The following is a 17,919-nucleotide window of genomic DNA, read 5'->3' as shown; positions in this document are numbered from 1 at the left end:
GGGTTCATTCCGCTGCCAGCTTGGGCAGGAACCGGAAATCTCTGATGCTGTTGGGTTTCATCTCGATTGAAAAACCCGGCTTGTTCGGGGCCATGTAGGCTCCGTTCTGCACGATGCAGGGGTCAAGGAAATGTTCGTGCAGATGGTCGACGAACTCGATCCGCTTACTGTCCTTCTCGCCCGAGATCGCGACGTAATCGATCATCGACATATGCTGAACGTATTCGCACAGGCCCACGCCGCCGGCATGGGGCCAGACCGGCAGATCGTATTTCGCCGCCATCAACATGACCGCCAGCACCTCGTTCAGCCCGCCCATCCGGCAGCTGTCGATCTGAACGATGTCGATCGCGCCTTCCTTGATGAACTGCTTGAAGATGATGCGGTTCTGGCACATCTCGCCGGTGGCCACCTTGACCGGAGCAACACCGTCGCGGATCGCCTTGTGGCCAAACACGTCGTCGGGGCTGGTGGGTTCTTCGATGAAGAAGGGCCGCGCAAAGGACAGGGCCTTGACCCAATCTACGGCTTGATCAACCTCCCACACCTGATTGGCGTCGATCATGATGTTCATGTCTTCACCCAGCACTTCACGCGCAATGGTCAGGCGGCGGATGTCGTCGTCCAGATCGCGGCCCACCTTGAATTTGGTGTGGGTAAAGCCTGCGTCCTTGGCCTCGCGGCACAGGCGGCGCAGCTTGTCGTCGGAATAGCCCAGCCAACCCGCCGAGGTGGTGTAGCAGGGATAGCCCTCGGCCTTCAGCTTGGCGACCCGCTCCTGCTTGCCGGGCTCAGCCGCGCGCAACAGCGCCAGCGCCTCGTCCGGCGTGATCGCATCGGTCAGGTAACGGAAATCGATCAGGCGCACGATCTCTTCGGGGCTCATCTCACCAACCAGTTGCCAGACGGGCTTGCCCGCCTCTTTGGCCCACAGATCCCACGCGGCGTTCACGACCGCGCCGGTTGCCAGATGGATCGCGCCTTTGTCCGGCCCGATCCAACGCAACTGGCTGTCGCCGGTGATATGACGCCAAAACCGACCCATATCTTCAGTGATCCAGTCCAGTTCCAACCCGGTGACCAAAGCACCCAGCGCCTCGATCGCGGCGACGCAGATCTCATTGCCGCGTCCGATGGTGAAGGTCAGGCCGTGGCCCTCATGCGCGCCATCGGTATCCAGCACCACATAAGCCGCCGAGTAATCGGGATCGGGGTTCATCGCGTCCGAGCCATCAAGACTGTCCGAGGTCGGAAAGCGCAGATCTTCGGTGCGAATGCCAGTGATACGGGTCATTTGCTGGCCTCTACGGTTTGGCGCTGAACGCCCAGCCCCTCGATCCCCAGCTCCATGGTGTCGCCGGGCTTCAGATAGGTTTGCGGGTTTTGCCCCAGACCCACGCCTGGAGGCGTCCCGGTCGAGATCACATCCCCCGGCTGCAGCGACATGAACTGCGACAGGTGCGAGATCACGGTCGCCACATCAAAATGCATCGTCTTGGTCGAGCCGTCCTGATAGCGGTGGCCATTGACCTCAAGATACATCGGCAGGTTCTGCGGGTCCGAAACCTCATCCCGCGTCACCAGCCAGGGGCCGATGGGGCCGAACGTGTCGGCGGACTTGCCTTTGACCCACTGGCCCGAGCGGTGCAGTTGGAAGTCGCGCTCGGACAGGTCATTGATCACGCAATAGCCTGCCACATGGTCCAGCGCATCTTCGACCGAGACGTATTTAGTGTGCTTGCCGATCACCACGCCCAGTTCGACCTCCCAGTCGGTCTTGACCGAGTTGCGGGGGATTTCGACGGTGTCATCGGGGCCAATGATGGCCGAGGTCGCCTTGAAGAAGATCACCGGCTCCTCGGGCAGCGCCATGCCGGATTCGGCGGCGTGGTCGGCATAGTTCAGACCGATACAGATGAACTTGCCGACCTGACCGACACAAGCACCGATGCGCGGGGTGCCTTCGACAACGGGCAGAGTGCTAACATCCAGCGCACGCAAGGCGTCCAGCCCGGCATCTGACAAAGCCTCGCCGGCGATATCACCAACGACACCCGACAGATCGCGGATTGCGCCATCATCATCCAGAAGTCCGGGGTTTTCCTGGCCAATCGGGCCGTAACGCAGCAGTTTCATATTTTTATCTCCCTGATCAAACGGTCCAGCCGCCGTCGATGGCGAAGGTCTGTCCGGTGGTAAATGCGGTCTCGTCGCTGGCCAGATAGACGGCCAGGGCGGCAATCTCGTCGGCGTGGCCGATGCGGCCCATGGGTTGGCGCGCGATGAAGTCTTTCATGGCCTGCTCATAGTCGCCGGTGGCGCGCAGACGGTCGTGCAGGCTTGGGCTGTCGACGGTGCCGGGGCAGATCGCGTTGCAACGGACACCCTGCGTGATGAAGTCGGCGGCGATGGATTTAGTCAGGCCGATCACGGCAGCCTTGGACGCGCAGTACGAGAAGCGGTTCGGCACGCCTTTCATCGACGAGGCGACCGAAGACATATTGATGATCGAGCCGCCGCCGTTTTCCAGCATGCCGGGCAGCACCAGCTTCGCCAGCCGGTACATCGCCTTGACGTTCAGATCGAAACTGAAATCCCACTGCGCATCGTCGCACTCAAGGATCGAGCCCGCTCCGACAAATCCAGCGCAATTGAACAGCACATCCAGCGTTCCTGCCCCTGCGACAGCCTGCGCGACGGCATCCGCGTCTGTGACATCCAGTTTCAGCGCGGTGACGCCTTCGAGCTCGGCCAGTTCCGCAAGTGAGGCGTCGTTGATGTCACAGGCGATCACCTGCGCGCCTTCGGCCACATATTTCTCGACACTGGCGCGTCCAATGCCCTGACCGGCTGCGGTCACGAGTGCTTTTTTTCCGGCCAGACGGCCCTGTGCTTTGGTCATGTCGTCCTCAATCCGTGTGGAATACTTCAATCATGGGTGCCCATTTCTCGCCTTCGGCGCGGCTGGGCAGCGGGTTTTGGCAAGGATCGGTGAAACTCCACCATTCCTGCGTTCTGGGGTCTTGTGCCATGCGGGCCATGTCCCCTTCGAAATCGGTGCCGTGATATTCCCAGTAGCCGAACAACAGGTTCTCGGGCTCACGTAGGAAAATCGTGTAGTTGCGGATGTTGCTGTTGGCGATCTGCGCCAGCACGTCCGGCCAGACAGCGGCGTGCAGGCGTTTGTATTCGTCCAGTTTTTCAGGCTTTACCCCGATCACCATACCCATACGTTTCATCATGCGCCCTCGCTGATTGTGATCACCGTGGACTGGGCCGAAATCGCTTGCCAGTCCCATGCGATGCCCAGACCGGGCGCGTCTGACGGAATGGCAAACCCATCCTCGATGCGCATCGCGTCCGTGGTGACGCTGTCAAGCTGCGGGATGTATTCCAGCCATTTCGCGTTCGGTACGGCACAGACCAATGGCAGGTGCAGTTCCATCAGGAAATGCGGGCAGACCATGACGTTATACGCCTCGGCCAGATGCGCCACTTTCAGCCACGGGGTAATGCCGCCGATGCGGGCCACGTCGACCTGCACGATGCTGGCCGCGCCCGCTTGCAGATAGTCCTTGAACTGGCTCAGCGAATACATGCTTTCGCCGACGGCAATCGGCACCGAGGTCCGGCGCGACAGCTCGGCATGGCCTACGACGTCATCGGCGGGCAGAGGTTCCTCGAACCAGCCGATATTATAGTCTTCCAAGACTTGTGCCCGACGGATCGCCTCGGACAGGGTAAAGCCCTGATTGCCATCGGTCAGGATTTCATAGCCCGGCCCAACCGCCTCGCGCACAGCGGACAAACGGGTGGCATCCTCGCTCAGATGGTCGCGGCCGATCTTGATCTTCGAGCCCCGGAACCCCTGCGCCTGCATCGCCAGCGCGTCGTCGACCAAGGCCTGTGTCTCAAGATGCAGCCAGCCGCCCTCGGTCGAATAAAGCGGGATGCGGTCCCGCGTACCGCCCGCGGCTTTCCACAGCGGTAGCCCCTGTTTACGGCAACGCAAATCCCACAGAGCGGTATCAATCGCAGCCAATGCCAGCGACGTAATCGCCCCCACCGCTGTCGCATGGGTCAGGAACAGCAGATCGCGCCAGATGCCTTCGATCCGGTCCGCATCGCGCCCGATCAGCGCGGGCGCCAGCGTTTTCTCAAGCAGCGCCATCACCGACGGGCCACCGGTGCCGATGGTATAGCAGTAGCCCGTACCCTGCGCCCCGTCACTGTCGGTCACGGTCACGATGGGCGTTTCCTGACTGACAAAGGACTGGATGGCATCGACCCGTTTGACCTTGGGGATCAGGTCAATCATGCGCAGTTCGATATGGGTGATGGTGGCCACGGTTGCTTACCCTCTCAGCGCCTCGCCGGTGCCCGCGTCGAAGACGTGGCACTTGTCGAGTACAAGGTGGAATGGCAGCGTTTCCCCGGGATGCACGGGGCGCGGGTTGAACATTTTGGCCTGAACCTCGACCCCCGCCAAATCGGCAAACAGCAGGGTTTCGGTGCCCAAAGGTTCTTCCAGCGCGACAGGCAGTTCCAAATCGACCAGATCGCCCTTTTCCTCGACCGCATGGCCGACCGGCATAAGGTTGTCGGCGCGGAAACCGAACTGCACCGCCTGTCCGGCCCGCACATAGTCGCGCGCGGAGGCCGGAACGGGCACCGTGACCGCATCCTTCAGAACGATGGTTCCCGCGTCGGTGACGACGCCATCCACAAGGTTCATCGGAGGTGAACCGATAAAGGTCGCCGCGAAGGTGTTGACCGGCGTGTTGAACAGCTCAAGCGGGGTGCCGACCTGAACGATATGACCGTCACGCATCAGCACGATGCGGTCGGCCAGCGTCATCGCCTCGACCTGATCGTGGGTCACGTAGACGATAGTGTTGCCGACGCGCTGGTGCAGCTTCTTGATCTCGACCCGCATCTGCGTGCGCAGCTTGGCGTCGAGGTTCGACAGCGGCTCGTCAAACAGGAACACATCCGGGTGGCGCACGATGGCGCGGCCCATGGCGACGCGCTGGCGCTGACCACCGGACAGTTCTGCCGGTTTGCGGTCCATCAACTCGTCGAGCCCAAGGATTGCGGCGGCTTCGGTCACGGCCTTGGTGATCTCGGCCTCGGGGCGCTTGGCGATCTGCAGCGTGAAGCCCAGATTTTCGCGTACCGTCATATGCGGATAAAGCGCGTAGTTCTGGAACACCATCGAGATGTTGCGCTCGCGCGGGGGCAGGTCGTTGACCACCCGGCTGCCGATGGAAATCTCGCCATCCGAGATATCCTCGAGCCCCGCGATCATGCGCAGCGTGGTGGATTTTCCACAGCCCGAGGGGCCGACCAGCACCAGGAATTCACCGTCATGGATGTCCAGATTGATGCCATGCACGGCTTGATGCTTGCCATAGCGTTTGACGACGTTGTTGAGTGTCACTTCGGTCATTTTGTTATCCTTTCACGCCGCCAAAGGTCAGGCCGGCGATCAGGTGCTTCTGCACGATAAAGGTCAGGATCAGGGCGGGCAGGATCATCAGCACGGCCAATGCGCACATACCGCCCCAGTTGATGGTGAATTCAGCGGTGAAATCCAGCAGACCCACAGGCATCGTCTTGGACCCCACCGAGCGGGTCAGCTGCGAGGCCAGCGCGAATTCGTTCCACGAGGTCAGGAAGGCGAAGATCGCCGCCGAGGCCACGCCCGAGCGCGCCACCGGGAACTCGACCCGCCAGAAGGCCTGCCAGCGGGTGCAGCCGTCGATTTCCGCCGCCTCGTGCAGTTCCTTGGGGATCTGGCGGAAGAAGCCATCGGTCAGCCAGATGGTGAAAGGCACGTTCATTGCCACATAGACAAGGATCAGGCCGAAATGGGTGTCGATCAGGCCCGCACGGGCAAAGACGATGAACAGCGGCAGCGACAGGGCCACACCGGGCACGGCGCGGAACAGCATCAGGCCGACGAAATAGCCGTTCTTGAATTTGAATCGATAGCGCGCAAAGGCGTAACCGCCGCCCATCCCGATCAGGATGGCAATCGCGGTCGAGGTGACCGAGACGATCAGCGAGTTGCGGAAGTATTGGAACACCGGCACGCCACCCTCGCCCGCGCCACCGAACATGGCGCGGTAGTGGTCCAGCGTGAAGGTCGGCGTCCAGATCGGCGGTTTTGCCATGATCTCAACCGTCGGACGGAACGAGTTCAGCACGATCCACAGGCCGGGAATACAAATCACGGACATCACCAGAAACAGGCCGGTCAGATGCAGCACTTTCATCAGGCGGCGCTGGTTGCGGTAGGATTGATTACGGTCCATGCGCTTAGCCCCCCATGCCCAGCTCGGCGCGCGCGGCGCTGAGTTTGCGGAAGAAGTAGATGGTGAAGGCAATCGACAGCAGGATCGAGACATAGCCCATCGCATTGGCCAGCCCCATGCGGGCGTCGACATAGCCGGTGCGGCTCATCAGCGTCCACAACAGCTCGGTCCGGCGGGCAGGCCCACCACCGGTCATGATCTGCACGATGTCATAGGCCCGTGCCACGTCCAGCGAGCGGATGGTCATTGCGATATAGATGAACGGCATCAGGAAGGGCAGCGTGATATGGCGGAAGGTCTGCCATGCGGTGCAACCATCGACCTTGGCGGCCTCAAGCGGGTCACGCGGCATGGCGAACAGACCGGCAAGGATCAGGATGGCAAAGACCGATGTGCTCATCCAGACCTCGGCGAAGATGATCGAGAACATCGCCAGCTTGCCATCCACCAGCCATGGCAGCGCGGCATCGGTGAAGCCCAGCGATTGCAGCACATTGTTCACCAGTCCGATGTTGTCGTTGAAGATGAACTTGAACTGAAAGCCCACCAGAATGGGTGAGAACATCATCGGGAACATCAGGATCGTGCGCAGGGTACGCTGACCCCATGTGACCTTGTTCATCATCAGCGCGATGCCCAGCCCCAGCAGCAGTTCCAGGTTCAGCGCGATGGTCAGGAACAGAACGGTACGGCCAAAGGCGGACCAGAACTTCCAGTCTCCAAGGATTTTTTCGTAGTTCGCCGTGCCAATCCAGCGCCACAGCGACGACGGGCGCGTCAGCTTGTAGGGGGTAAAGCTGGAATACAGCGAGAAGAGGAGCGGGATCAGAACAACGGCTGCCATGATGATGAAAGCAGGCAACAGAAGGACAAACCACTCCGGTAAGCGGCGGCGCATAACGTCTTTCCTTGGATTGAGTAGAAGGGTGCGGGGGTGTCAGCCACCCCCGCTTGGGCCGGAGGAGCCCTTAGTAGTAACCGGACTCGCGCATCAGCTCGTCCACCGCCTCGGCGGCGTCATTCAGCGCGTCCTCGACGGATTTGTCACCGACGATGGCGGCCTGCAGTTCGGGGAAGACGATATTGGTGGTCTCACCCCATTCCGGGATCGGCGGAACCGCGAAGGCGTATTCGGCACCGGCGGCAAAGGCAGCCAGAGCTTCGGCGCGGAACGGATCGTCACCGGCTTGCGCTGCGGCCACGTTGGCTTCCCAGACGGCGCTGCGGGTCGGCAGCGAACCGCCCGAGGATTCAGCCAGCTGGCTGTCTTCGCTGGTCAGGAATTTTACAAGCGAGACGGCGGCCTCTTTGTTTTCGCAGTCATTGGTGACCGAGAAACCGTGATGGCCCGACCAGCCGGTACGTGTGACCGACCCCATCGGCTGGATCGCCACGCCGACATTGCCGGCGGCTTTGGAGGATTCAGGATCGTTGAAGAACCCGGCCCAGCCCGGCCAATCCAGGTTCAGCGCGACCGTGCCGCTGGCAAAGCCCTGACCCAGATCGTCCCATACATAGGACGTGGTTCCTGCAGGAACCGCTTGCGCCTCATAGAGGTCAACGAACCACTGCAATGCGCGCTGGCCCGCGTCCGAGTTGAAGATGGGTTTTTTGTTTTCGTCCAGATAGTTGCCACCTTCGGCCACGACCATCTCGTAGAACCGGCCAACGATGGCCTCGTCCTTGCCTGCATATTGTGTGCCATAGAAGTTCGGCGGATCTGCAAAGAAGATCGCCTGATCCTTCACCTGCTCCCATGTTTCGGGAACGGCCAGATCATACCCATATTTCTCTTTGAACTGAGCGGCCTTTTCGGCGTCTTCATAGTTCGACTTGAGGTAATAAAGGACCGAGACGTCGAACTGCGCGCGCGGCAGCATCAGAAGCTCGCCGTTCACGGTCGATGCGCCGATGTTGCCCGGCACGAATTCAGCAACGGTCTCTGCCGGGACCAGCCCGTTCAGATCAACGTATAGGCCTTCATACTGCGGCGCAAAGGACGAGTGGTTCGAGCCAACACACCACGAGGTCGTGCCTGCGGCCATGTCCGATTTAATTTCCTTGTCGATCTCAAAGTGGCTTTTCTTCGAGATGATATCGACCTTCGCCCCAGTGGCTTCTTCCCACTCAGCGATGCGACCATAGAGGCCTTCATACTGTTGTCCGCCGATCAGTTTGGCTTCGACGACGATGTCAGGGAACGATCCCCAATCCGATTCGGCGCTCGCGGCCCCTGCAGCCACCATCGCGCCGCTGGCAAGCAAACCACTGATTATTTTGGATGATTTCATAAGTCTCTTCTCCCTGGCTGCATTTTTGACGATTCTCCCGGACCGCCTGCATTTGTATTTAAAACATTTATTCACTATTAAATCAACATTGACTTTACCTGGCATCTTGAGCCACGATTTCAGGAAACCGGATGCAAACGGTTTGGGAGGATAGATTGACGGCAACCACCGAGAAGTACCGCGCCCCCGCGCTGGAAAAGGGTCTGGACATAATCGAGCTTCTGTCGCAGCACGCCGACGGGCTGGCGCAGGGCGATATCGCGCGCGCGCTGGATCGCTCCCAAAGCGAGATTTACCGTATGCTGACCACGCTGGTCCGGCGCGGTTATGTCATGCGCTCGTCCGAGGATGATCTGTATTCGCTGACCCTGAAGATGTTTGCGATCTCGCAGCGCCACCCCCCTATCGAACGCTTGCTCGAGCTTTCGGCGTCAAAGATGCGCGCTGTCACCCGAAAGGCATGGCAATCCTGTCACATGGGCATGGAAAGCAACGGGGACATCGTTGTGGTTGCCTCGGTCGCCTCGCCCGGCAACTGGGGGCTTGCCCTGCGGGTTGGCACGGTGATCGGTCTGGGCAACACCGGAACCGGCCGCGTTCTGGCAGCTTTTCGCAGCGACGCCGATCTGGATGAACTGCTGGACAAACACCGGCTGGCACAAGGCGAGCCGGAACTGGACCCTGTCGAGTTCAGGGAACATGTTGCCCGCATTCGCGACTGGGGGTACGAACGAATGCCTTCGGCCACCGCCGTCGGGGTCACCAACCTGGCCTACCCTGTGCTGGACCACGAAGGCCGCGCGATCAGTGTGGTGAATTGCCCCTTCCTGGAACGGATCGATCAGTTCGAGGTTCCGGGCCTCGAAGAGGTGCACGAGATGTACAAGGCGCTGGCGGATTATCTGACGGATTTCTACGCGGGCCGACAGGGATGATCGGCGGGGTTGACTTGAGTCACCCCTGCGGATTGACTAGCCTTCCCCGAAGCCACGTTCCCACGCCGGGCTGACGTTATGTAAAACGGTCGGGATCACCGCGACGGAGATACGAATGTATCGTTTCGACGACTTTGAGCTTGATGTTGACCAGTTCGAGCTTCGCCAGTCCGGACGGCCCGTGCATGTCGAACCGCGTGCGCTTGAATTGGTGTGTTTGTTGATTGAAAGCCGTGACCGGGTCATCGACCGGGATGAGATCATCGAAAAACTCTGGGACGGTCGCGCTGTGTCGGACGCCGCTGTGTCTACCTGTTTGAAAAGCGCGCGGCGGGCCGTTGGGGATGATGGGAAAACCCAGGCCCTGATCAAAACGGTGCACGGGCGCGGGTTTCGGTTTGTCGGTCAGGTCGAAGACCAGACGCCCACCGTTTCGCGCCCCGTGTCTGCGGGGGTCTCGGACCTTCCCTCGCTACTCATTCTGCCGATGCAGGTTTTCGGCGACTCTCCGGATCTGCAGGGGGTTGCCGATGGTCTGGTCGAGATGTTGACGACCGTGGTGACCCGCGTGCCGTTTCTGTCGATCATCTCTCGCGCCGCCAGCTTTGCGATGAAGGACAGCCCGATCGACCTTTCCACCGTCCGCGACCGGTTTGGCGTCTGGTACATGCTGGAGGGCAGTCTGCAGGAAACCCCCGCCGGGGTTCGGGCGAATTTCCAGTTGATTGACGTGGCCAGCGGCCATCACCTCTGGGCCCGGCGGATCGAACAGGCGCGCGGTGAGGATATCAGCGAGGGGTTGCTGAACGCGGTGCTGCCAGTGCTGGAACCCCAACTGGTTCGGGCGATGATGAAGGACCTCAGCACCGCAACCGCCGAAGGGTCCGCGCCTGCTCTGACACTCGAAGCCATCGGCGTTCTGTCCCTGAAAGGATGGAACCGCGCGTCGTTCGAGGATGCCCGGCAGTTGCTGGAACGCGCTATCGGGTTGCAGCCTGATCTGGCGCTGGCCCATGCCTATCTGGCTCTGGTTCTGGGCATCGGGCATCGCGTGGGCATTCTGGGTGAGCGCGAGGCATTGTTTGACCGCGTGAACGCCCTGGTGGATACCGCGATGGATATTGACGGGATGGATTCGACCATTCTGGGCATGAGCGGCTGTGCGCTTGCCGACATCGGAGACCGCGACCGGGCATTGCCGATCCTGCGCACGGCGCTTGATTTGAACCCGGACAACGCACAGGCGCGAACGGCGCTTGGGGCCGCGCATCTGCTGGCCGGGAACTTCCCTGAAGCGGTGCGCGAACTCGAAGACGGCATCCGCGTCAGCCCAATGGACCCGCGCCGCGCGGTCTGGGGTGCAGCACTCGCAACGGCAGCCCTGCTGAGCGGTGACGTGGAAAAAGCGCGCACCGAGGCCACAAAGGCCTGCGATGCAGACCACCGCAATCACATCCCACGTGTCGTTCTGGCCGCGACCGGGGTGGTCTGCAAAGACTTGGGGATGGCGCAATCGGCGCTGACCTCGGCTTTCGGGATCAGACCTGATCTGTCCGACACGGAAATCCGGGCGGTCGTCGGCAAAGAGATTCAGATGCACCTGTCCCCGCTGGTCGAGGCTATTCGCGCACACAGCGCATCCTAATCCTCCAGAAGAAACTCGGTAATCAAACGACTGCAGCGCTGCCACGCGGGGTCTGTCTCGGGCAGAATGTGGTTGGAGGTTTCCAGCGGCACAAATCTGGCCCCCGGAATGCCCGCAGCCAGTGCCTGCCCCTGCCGGAAACTGATGGCATTGTCATCGCGCGCGTGCAGAACCAGAGTGGGCACCTGGACCTGACCCAGAATGCCGCGCACATCCACGTCCCCGATCGCTGCGAGAAGCTTTGCCGCGTTGCGCCCGTTCGATGACTGCGCCTGCAACTCGCTGAACCATTTCAGATATTCCGGCGGCGCATTGGGCATGAATGTGCCGCTGAACATCTGCTGCACAGCGCCCGCACCGCCCCAGACGCTTTCGATCAGGGCAATCGCAGCCTCGGTCGCCTTGATCCGCTTTTCGGTGCCATGATGCCGCCACCCGCAAGCATAGCCTGCGTAAAACGCCATCCTTGAGACGCGATCCGGGTTCTTGACGCAATAGGCGACGCTCACCGCCGCCGCCTGCGAAATCCCCAGTATCGGAAACCGGTCGAGGCCAACGGCATTGGCGACCGCTTCCAGATCCTCGACCTGACGCTCCAGCGAGAAATCTTCAACATCCCATTCGCTCAGCCCGTTGCCACGCGGGTCGTAGCGGATAAGCTGATGGGTCTGGGCGAAATGCCGATGAACATGTCTCCAGACCGGGCTGTTCCAGTCCAGTTCCACATGGGTCAGCCAGTGCGAGGTCTTGATCAGCGGCGGACCTTCTCCGGCGATGGAATAGGCAATGCGTGTCCCGTCCTTGCTGTGGCAAAAATAGATATCCTGCTCGGGCTTTTCGTCCGTTTCCGCAACAGGCCTCGCGCCGCTTTCCACGGTAGAGGCAACAAAGCGAAAGCCACGGCCATGGATCGTCTTGACCATGTTCTGCGTTGACCCGCTGTCGCCAACAGCATTGCGCACGGCGTAAATTGCCGAAGACACAGCCGCGTCCGAGATGAAGCGCCCTTCCCAGATCGTATCGATAAGCTCATCCCGCGTGACCACACGGTCGCGGTTTTCGACCAGATAAATCAGGATTTCCAGCACCTTGGGCTCGACGGAAACCGGCGCGCCATCTGCGCGCAACTCTAACCCAGCGGTATCGAGGGTGAACTCACCAAAACTGTAATTCATGCCGCAAGCCTAGCGGCGTGGGCTGGATTTGTCATCTGAGGGCGCTTTTTCTGCGCTTCCCCAAGAAATCCCCAAGAAACCCCAAGATCTTCCTCAAGCTTCGCCACCCCAGGGCCGGTAAGCCGTTGAGCACAGGGCGATCAAGCCCAAACCAGATTGGAGAGTAAGATGAACATGACACAGCAAATGACACCCGCAGACAACGGCGTGAATGTCGAAGCCCTGATGGGGGCTCGCGAAGCGCTGACCGACATGCCCGCAGCCGCCGATTTCACGTGGCGCGCGGAATGCGAATGGATGAACGGGGTACACAGCCGATCAACCGTTAAAGGGTTCTTTGGCCTTGGCGAAGAGCATGAACATGCCGAGACCTTTACCTTTGACGCCGACCACCCGGCCTGTTTCGCCGCCGAGGATCGCGGCGCGACCCCGGTCGAGATCGTCCTATCGGCGCTGGCAAGCTGCCTGTGCGCAGGCGTGGCCTCGGTCGCGCAGAATCGGGGCATCCAGTTGCGATCGGTTGTGGCAAAGGTCGAGGGCGACATGAGCCTGCACGGTATCCTCGGGATCGACCCGGATGTGCGCAACGGCTTCAAAGGCATCCGCGTAGCCTTCGATATTGACGCCGACGCCACGCCGGACGAAATCGCCGCTGTTGTGGCGCAAAGCCAGAAACGCTCGGCCGTTTTCGACATCATCACCAACCCCGGAAACGTGCGGGTGTCTGTCACCTGACAGCACCCCAATCAATGCCGCAAAAAGGAATTTCATTATGTTTACGATCGCCGCTTTTTCAGAAATCGCCGCTGGCCTTGCCGCATTCATCAATACAGTCTCTCGCCCGCGCATGGCCCGCAGACCCGCAAACGTGCTGTGTGACCGGATGCTGACCGATATCGGCCAGAACCAGTATCGCGAGATGCGCGAGGCAGCCTCGACCTTGGCCCATCGCGGCGGTCGCTTTCCCTTGTAAATCTTCGGACCCCGCGCTTCGGGGTCCTCCATTTCAAACCCTTTGCCCCTGAGGCCCAAGATGCTTTCGACAACCACCCTGATCATCGGGGCGGGCCAGTGCGGCCTTGCCATGAGTTTTGAACTGAGCAAACGCTCGATTGACCACCTTGTTCTGGATACCGGGCGCGCCGGGGAAAGCTGGCACAGCCGTCGCTGGGATTCGCTGCGCCTGCTGACACCCAACTGGATGAACACGCTGCCGGGTCAGAGGCTCGGCCCCGGCGATCCTGACGAGTTTGCCACCGCCAAGACCTTTGCCGGTGAAATCGCCAAATGGGTGTCACGCAACGCCCCGCCCTTGCTGCCCAATACGACTGTGAGCGCCCTGACGCGGTTGGGCGACGGGTACCTTGCCGAGACACCCCGGGGGCCGATCCGCTGCCAATCCGTGGTCATCGCAACCGGTGCCTGCGCGCGGCCCAAGGTTCCCGGTTTTGCCAATGCCCTGCCTCATCGCATCGAACAGTTCTCACCGATCTCCTACCGCAGTCCATTGGAGTTGCGCGCGGGAGGTGTGCTGGTGGTCGGGGCCTCGGCCTCTGGCCTGCAGATCGCGCAGGAGCTGGCGTGGTCGGGTCGCAAAGTCACTCTGGCCGTTGGCAGTCATGGGCGTTTGCCGCGCAGCTATCGCGGGGCCGACATTCTGCAGTGGATGCATCTGGCTCGCGTGTTTGATGAGCCTTTCACCAAGGTCGACGATCTGGACCGGGTGCGCCGTACGCCCTCGCTGCCGCTGATCGGAACGCCTGAACGCGCCGACCTGAATCTGGACATTCTGCAGGCGCGGGACGTCGAACTGGTCGGTCGGATGATGGATATCCGCGACGGCAAGGCGCTGTTTTCGGGCGGCTTGTTCAATGCGGTGTCCTCCGCCGATCTGAAAATGAACCGGCTGCTGGACCGGGTAGATCACTGGGTCAGTGACCACGGGTTCGACGATCTTGTTGCACCGGCTGAGCGCTTTGCACCGATTTCAATCCCCTCCGATCCGCGTCTCAGCATTGATCTGTCCGAATTCGACACCGTGATCTGGGCGACCGGGTTCAATCCCGATCATCGCTTTGTCCAGATGCCCGTCTTCGACCGCAAAGGCCGTATCCAACACCACGGTGGGATTGTCGAACCCGGCCTGTATGTGATGGGCCTGCCGTTCCTGCGCACCAGCCGGTCAGTACATATCGACGGCGCGGCGCGCGACGCAAAGGCGCTGGCCCGTCAGATCACCTGTCAACTCAACCAACCTTTGGCCGCATGAAAGGAGCCTGTTATGCAACCGCAGAGATTTGACGCAATTGTAATCGGTGCCCGCGTGGCCGGGGCCTCAACCGCCATGCTGTTGGCACGCGGCGGCGCGCGCGTCCTTTTGGTGGATCGCGAAGCCGAGATCGGGGACACGTTGTCGACCCATGCGCTGATGCGCCCGGCGGTTCACCTGCTGGCGCATTGGGGGGTGCTCGACCGGATCAAAGCCTCGACCCCGGCAGTGATCACGACACAATTTGTCTATGGCGATGAGGTTTTCGATATCCCGGTCAGACCCGACATCGGATATGAGGGGCTTTTTGCGCCCCGCCGCTGGCTGCTGGACAAGACCCTGGGCGATGCCGCGCAGAAGGCCGGTGTTGAGTTCCGGACCGGAACCGTCTGTTGCGACGTTGTTCATAACAACGACAACCGGGTGACCGGTGCAATTCTTATGGGCCGCGATGGCAAAACCTATCAGGTCAACGCCGATCTGGTGGTTGGAGCGGATGGCCGAAATTCGACCCTCGCCAAACTGGTGGGTGCCCGGAATATGACCCGGTCCAACACCCGCTCGGCCTGCGCTTACGCCTATGTCGAGGGGCTTCCAAATGCCGGATACCGCTGGTTCCACGACCATAGTGTTGCGGCGGGCCTGATCCCCACGACCGATGGTCAGCATTGCTTGTTCGCCGCCTGCCGGCCCGAGGACTTCAAGGAACGCTTCGGTGCGGACATCTGCACCACGTTGCGCGATCAATTACGGCGGTGGGATAGTGATGTGGCAGATCAATTGGATCAAAGATCATTCGCCGACAAACCCAGACGTTTTCCGGGCGCGCCGGGCCATATGCGCCAATGCGCGGGCGAAGGATGGGCCTTGGTCGGAGATGCAGGATACTTCAAAGATCCGCTGACCGCCCATGGCATTACCGACGCCCTGCGGGACGCACATTTCCTTGCAGAAACCGCTTTGGCGCAGGGGTTCGGCGATCTGTCCGACTATCAGCGCACGCGCGACGATCTTTCGGCAAAGCTATTCAGCCTCACGGCAAAGATTGCGTCCTTTGACTGGACTCTGGACCAGTTAAAGACCCTGCACATGCACCTGAATGCCGAGATGAAGGCTGAATTTGCCCATCTGGTCGGGTCTCTCGACACATCTGAGCGCGCAGCCGACCCCATGCTTCCGGCAATTGCTCAGGGTCTAGGGACGCCCTGCTACGCGCGCAGCGTACGACCGTGATCAAGCGTGTCACACACCGAGGCCAATTGCCCGAAGCCCGGCCTCGGCGCATTTGATATCGTCGGGGCCAGCGGCACCGGACACGCCAATCGCGCCGATCAGGGTGCCGTTTTCTAATATGGGCATCCCGCCGTCCCAGGCGCACAACTCGGGGCGGTTCGCCAACCCAAGCTGCAACGCAGGGTTTGACAGCATCCGCTCGGCAAAGGCACGGGTGGTTTTGCCCAACACGGCGGTTCGGGCTTTGTCCATGGCGAAGTCCGAGACTGCGGCGGGCGTGTCGTCCATACGCCCTGCGGCAACCATGTGACCGCTGGGGTTCACGACCACAGCCGAAACCTGCCAGCCATTTTCGGCGGCGTGACTTAAAGCCGCCTGAACCGCGATATTGGCCGAGGCATGCGTTATGAAACGTTTGGTTAAGGAAACAGACATCTCGTCCTCATAGTCTCAAACTGTTGCGGCGCGGTGGTCAAAGATCGAAAATCAGCTCATTCGTGCCCTGCTGGACCCTATTATCCTTCTGATTGAAGACATCAAACCGGAAGGAAATGATCCCGCGCCGACCGGACGAGGTTTCGCGTTTGGACACCACATGCAGTTCGGCCCGGATCGTATCCCCGGCAAAAACTGGCTGCTCGAACCGCCAGTTCCACCCAAGGGAGGCAAGCCCATCCGGGCGCGCTTCGGACTGAAACTTCAACCCGTCGACCACCGACAAGATCAGCAGCCCATGCGCCACGCGGGCCTTGTATCCAAGCTGCTTTGCGACCTGATCATCCAGATGCAGCGCGTATTTGTCCCCGGTCAGGTCGGCAAAACCAGCGATCAGGTCTGCCGTGATCTCGGCAGACCCGGTTTTCATCACATCCCCGACCTGCAGGTCATGATAGCCGTATAGTCCTGCGCTCAGTGGGACTGCGTTCATCCTGGAACTGGTGCGTCTTCGCGCAGCAGACCCTTGGCTTTCAGGTCGGCCCAGAACTCTGCCGGGATGTCATGACTGAACCAGTTCAGGTTCTGATCAAGTTGCTCAACCGTGCGAGTCCCCGCCATGAAGGTCGGCACCGCCGGATGCGCGACCACAAACTGCAGCGCTGCCGCTGGCAGGGGCACGTTGTAGTCTGCACAGACCGCCTCGATCTTACGGACCTTGTCCATGATATCGGCAGGGGCCGGGGCGTAGTTGTACTTGGCCCCCTCCTTGGCCCCTGTCGCCAGAATGCCCGAGTTGAAGCCACCACCGACAACCACCGCAGCGCCGTGTTCTTCGCAAAGGGGCAGGAACTTATCCAGCGCGTCCTGTTCCAGCAGGGTGTAGCGGCCAGCCAGCAGGAAGCAGTCGAAATCGCGCTGTTCCAGCGCGGCGTGGCAGACCTCCCACTCGTTCACGCCCACACCGATGGCTTTGACAACGCCCTGATCGCGCAGGCTTTCCAGCGCTTGCCAGGCTCCGTCCATTGCCTGTTTGAACACCTCGGGCTGTTCATCGCCACGGGTAAACACGTCGATGTCGTGGATGAAACAGATATCCATATGCTCCAAAGCCATCCGCTGCAGGCTGTCTTCGAACGAGCGCATGATCCCGTCATAGCTATAGTCGAAATGCATGGTGAAGGGGGCTGCGTTGGTCCAGGGCTCAAAGTTGATGTCCTGACGACGTCCGGGTTTCAGGACGCGGCCCACCTTGGAGGACAGGATAAAGTCATCGCGGTCTTTCCAGCGCAGGCTGTGCCCCGTCCGCATCTCGGACAGACCGTGGCCATACATCGGGGCGGTGTCGAAATACCGGACGCCCTTATCCCAGGCGTGCTGGATCATGGCGTTGGACGTGTCTTCGTCAATCTCGCGAAAGATGTTGCCAATCGGCGCGGTGCCAAAGCCAAAGGCGGATACGTTTAAATCCACCCGGCCAAACTTGTTCAGTGTGTTCGGATTCATGCAAGCCTCCCAAATGCAAACCGGATCGCCGAAATTTTGCGTTCATTAAGTAACTATTTGGTTATTTATAGCATATACCGAAACCGATCAACCCACTTGACGGACCAACCCCG

Annotated in this window: 19 protein-coding genes; 6 read left to right on the top strand and 13 right to left on the bottom strand. The window is 60.6% G+C overall.

The window, feature by feature from the left end; genetic code table 11:
* Positions 1-4: 4 nt before the first annotated feature.
* The 9 genes from ACR0JN_RS10985 to ACR0JN_RS10945 all read right to left on the bottom strand — a co-directional run bounded on the left by ACR0JN_RS10985 (position 5) and on the right by ACR0JN_RS10945 (position 8,608).
* The gene (locus ACR0JN_RS10985; RefSeq protein WP_480885598.1) at positions 5-1,294 is read right to left on the bottom strand and encodes an L-fuconate dehydratase; all 1,290 of its coding nucleotides are present in this window, start codon (positions 1,292-1,294) and stop codon (positions 5-7) included.
* The gene (locus ACR0JN_RS10980; protein WP_480885597.1) at positions 1,291-2,136 is read right to left on the bottom strand and encodes a fumarylacetoacetate hydrolase family protein; all 846 of its coding nucleotides are present in this window, start codon (positions 2,134-2,136) and stop codon (positions 1,291-1,293) included. The genes ACR0JN_RS10985 and ACR0JN_RS10980 overlap by 4 nt, the downstream gene beginning before the upstream one ends.
* Positions 2,137-2,152: 16 nt before the next feature.
* On the bottom strand, positions 2,153-2,902 hold the full coding sequence (locus ACR0JN_RS10975; RefSeq protein WP_480885595.1) for an SDR family oxidoreductase: 750 nt from the start codon (positions 2,900-2,902) through the stop codon (positions 2,153-2,155).
* A gap of 7 nt (positions 2,903-2,909) precedes the next feature.
* Positions 2,910-3,242: an L-rhamnose mutarotase gene (locus tag ACR0JN_RS10970; RefSeq protein ID WP_480885594.1), complete on the bottom strand. Its 333-nt coding sequence runs from the start codon at positions 3,240-3,242 to the stop codon at positions 2,910-2,912.
* On the bottom strand, positions 3,239-4,348 hold the full coding sequence (locus ACR0JN_RS10965; protein WP_480885593.1) for a mandelate racemase/muconate lactonizing enzyme family protein: 1,110 nt from the start codon (positions 4,346-4,348) through the stop codon (positions 3,239-3,241). Before ACR0JN_RS10965 ends, ACR0JN_RS10970 begins: the two co-directional genes overlap by 4 nt.
* 6 nt (positions 4,349-4,354) lie before the next feature.
* A complete protein-coding gene (locus ACR0JN_RS10960; RefSeq protein WP_480885592.1) occupies positions 4,355-5,449 on the bottom strand; it encodes an ABC transporter ATP-binding protein in 1,095 nt (364 codons plus the stop codon).
* Positions 5,450-5,453: 4 nt separating this feature from the next.
* Positions 5,454-6,317 (bottom strand): carbohydrate ABC transporter permease, encoded by an 864-nt coding sequence (locus tag ACR0JN_RS10955; protein WP_480885590.1) that lies wholly within the window; start codon positions 6,315-6,317, stop codon positions 5,454-5,456.
* A gap of 4 nt (positions 6,318-6,321) precedes the next feature.
* Complete coding sequence (locus tag ACR0JN_RS10950; protein WP_480534367.1) at positions 6,322-7,215, bottom strand: carbohydrate ABC transporter permease; 894 nt, start codon at positions 7,213-7,215, stop codon at positions 6,322-6,324.
* 70 nt (positions 7,216-7,285) lie between these two features.
* Entirely contained in the window at positions 7,286-8,608 is a 1,323-nt protein-coding gene (locus ACR0JN_RS10945; RefSeq protein ID WP_480885589.1) for an extracellular solute-binding protein, read from the bottom strand.
* A gap of 155 nt (positions 8,609-8,763) precedes the next feature.
* On the opposite strand from ACR0JN_RS10945, the gene ACR0JN_RS10940 reads away from it, so the two are divergent.
* Positions 8,764-9,543: an IclR family transcriptional regulator gene (locus ACR0JN_RS10940; RefSeq protein WP_480885587.1), complete on the top strand. Its 780-nt coding sequence runs from the start codon at positions 8,764-8,766 to the stop codon at positions 9,541-9,543.
* Positions 9,544-9,658: 115 nt separating this feature from the next.
* Positions 9,659-11,188, top strand: coding sequence for a winged helix-turn-helix domain-containing protein (locus ACR0JN_RS10935; protein WP_480885585.1), 1,530 nt, complete (start codon positions 9,659-9,661; stop codon positions 11,186-11,188).
* Here the strand turns inward: ACR0JN_RS10935 and ACR0JN_RS10930 are convergent.
* On the bottom strand, positions 11,185-12,363 hold the full coding sequence (locus ACR0JN_RS10930; protein WP_480885584.1) for an alpha/beta hydrolase: 1,179 nt from the start codon (positions 12,361-12,363) through the stop codon (positions 11,185-11,187). The two genes, ACR0JN_RS10935 and ACR0JN_RS10930, sit on opposite strands and share 4 nt — an antisense overlap.
* A gap of 186 nt (positions 12,364-12,549) precedes the next feature.
* Here ACR0JN_RS10930 and ACR0JN_RS10925 point away from each other — a divergent pair, with 186 nt between their 5' ends.
* From ACR0JN_RS10925 to ACR0JN_RS10910, 4 genes are read left to right on the top strand one after another with little or no spacing between them, the layout of a single operon-like run.
* Positions 12,550-13,098, top strand: coding sequence for an OsmC family protein (locus tag ACR0JN_RS10925; RefSeq protein WP_480885582.1), 549 nt, complete (start codon positions 12,550-12,552; stop codon positions 13,096-13,098).
* A gap of 37 nt (positions 13,099-13,135) precedes the next feature.
* Positions 13,136-13,336, top strand: a complete 201-nt coding sequence (locus ACR0JN_RS10920; protein WP_480885580.1) for a hypothetical protein — start codon at positions 13,136-13,138, stop codon at positions 13,334-13,336.
* Between the two features lie 60 nt (positions 13,337-13,396).
* Positions 13,397-14,632 (top strand): NAD(P)-binding domain-containing protein, encoded by a 1,236-nt coding sequence (locus ACR0JN_RS10915; RefSeq protein WP_480885578.1) that lies wholly within the window; start codon positions 13,397-13,399, stop codon positions 14,630-14,632.
* A gap of 12 nt (positions 14,633-14,644) precedes the next feature.
* The gene (locus tag ACR0JN_RS10910) at positions 14,645-15,865 is read left to right on the top strand and encodes an NAD(P)/FAD-dependent oxidoreductase (RefSeq protein WP_480885576.1); all 1,221 of its coding nucleotides are present in this window, start codon (positions 14,645-14,647) and stop codon (positions 15,863-15,865) included.
* Positions 15,866-15,874: 9 nt separating this feature from the next.
* Here ACR0JN_RS10910 and ACR0JN_RS10905 read toward each other — a convergent pair whose 3' ends face one another.
* The 3 genes from ACR0JN_RS10905 to ACR0JN_RS10895 are packed head-to-tail and all read right to left on the bottom strand — an operon-like array spanning position 15,875 to position 17,806.
* The gene (locus tag ACR0JN_RS10905; protein ID WP_480885574.1) at positions 15,875-16,300 is read right to left on the bottom strand and encodes a GlcG/HbpS family heme-binding protein; all 426 of its coding nucleotides are present in this window, start codon (positions 16,298-16,300) and stop codon (positions 15,875-15,877) included.
* Between the two features lie 37 nt (positions 16,301-16,337).
* Positions 16,338-16,793 carry a MaoC family dehydratase gene (locus ACR0JN_RS10900; RefSeq protein WP_480885573.1) on the bottom strand — a complete coding sequence of 152 codons (456 nt, stop codon included), beginning with the start codon at positions 16,791-16,793 and terminating at the stop codon, positions 16,338-16,340.
* Positions 16,790-17,806 carry an aldo/keto reductase gene (locus ACR0JN_RS10895; RefSeq protein WP_480885571.1) on the bottom strand — a complete coding sequence of 339 codons (1,017 nt, stop codon included), beginning with the start codon at positions 17,804-17,806 and terminating at the stop codon, positions 16,790-16,792. Before ACR0JN_RS10895 ends, ACR0JN_RS10900 begins: the two co-directional genes overlap by 4 nt.
* Positions 17,807-17,919: the final 113 nt, after the last annotated feature.

Source organism: Ruegeria sp. G12, from assembly GCF_056533565.1.
The sequence above is the reverse complement of the archived record's forward strand: the minus strand, read 5'-3'. Positions and strand labels throughout refer to the sequence as shown.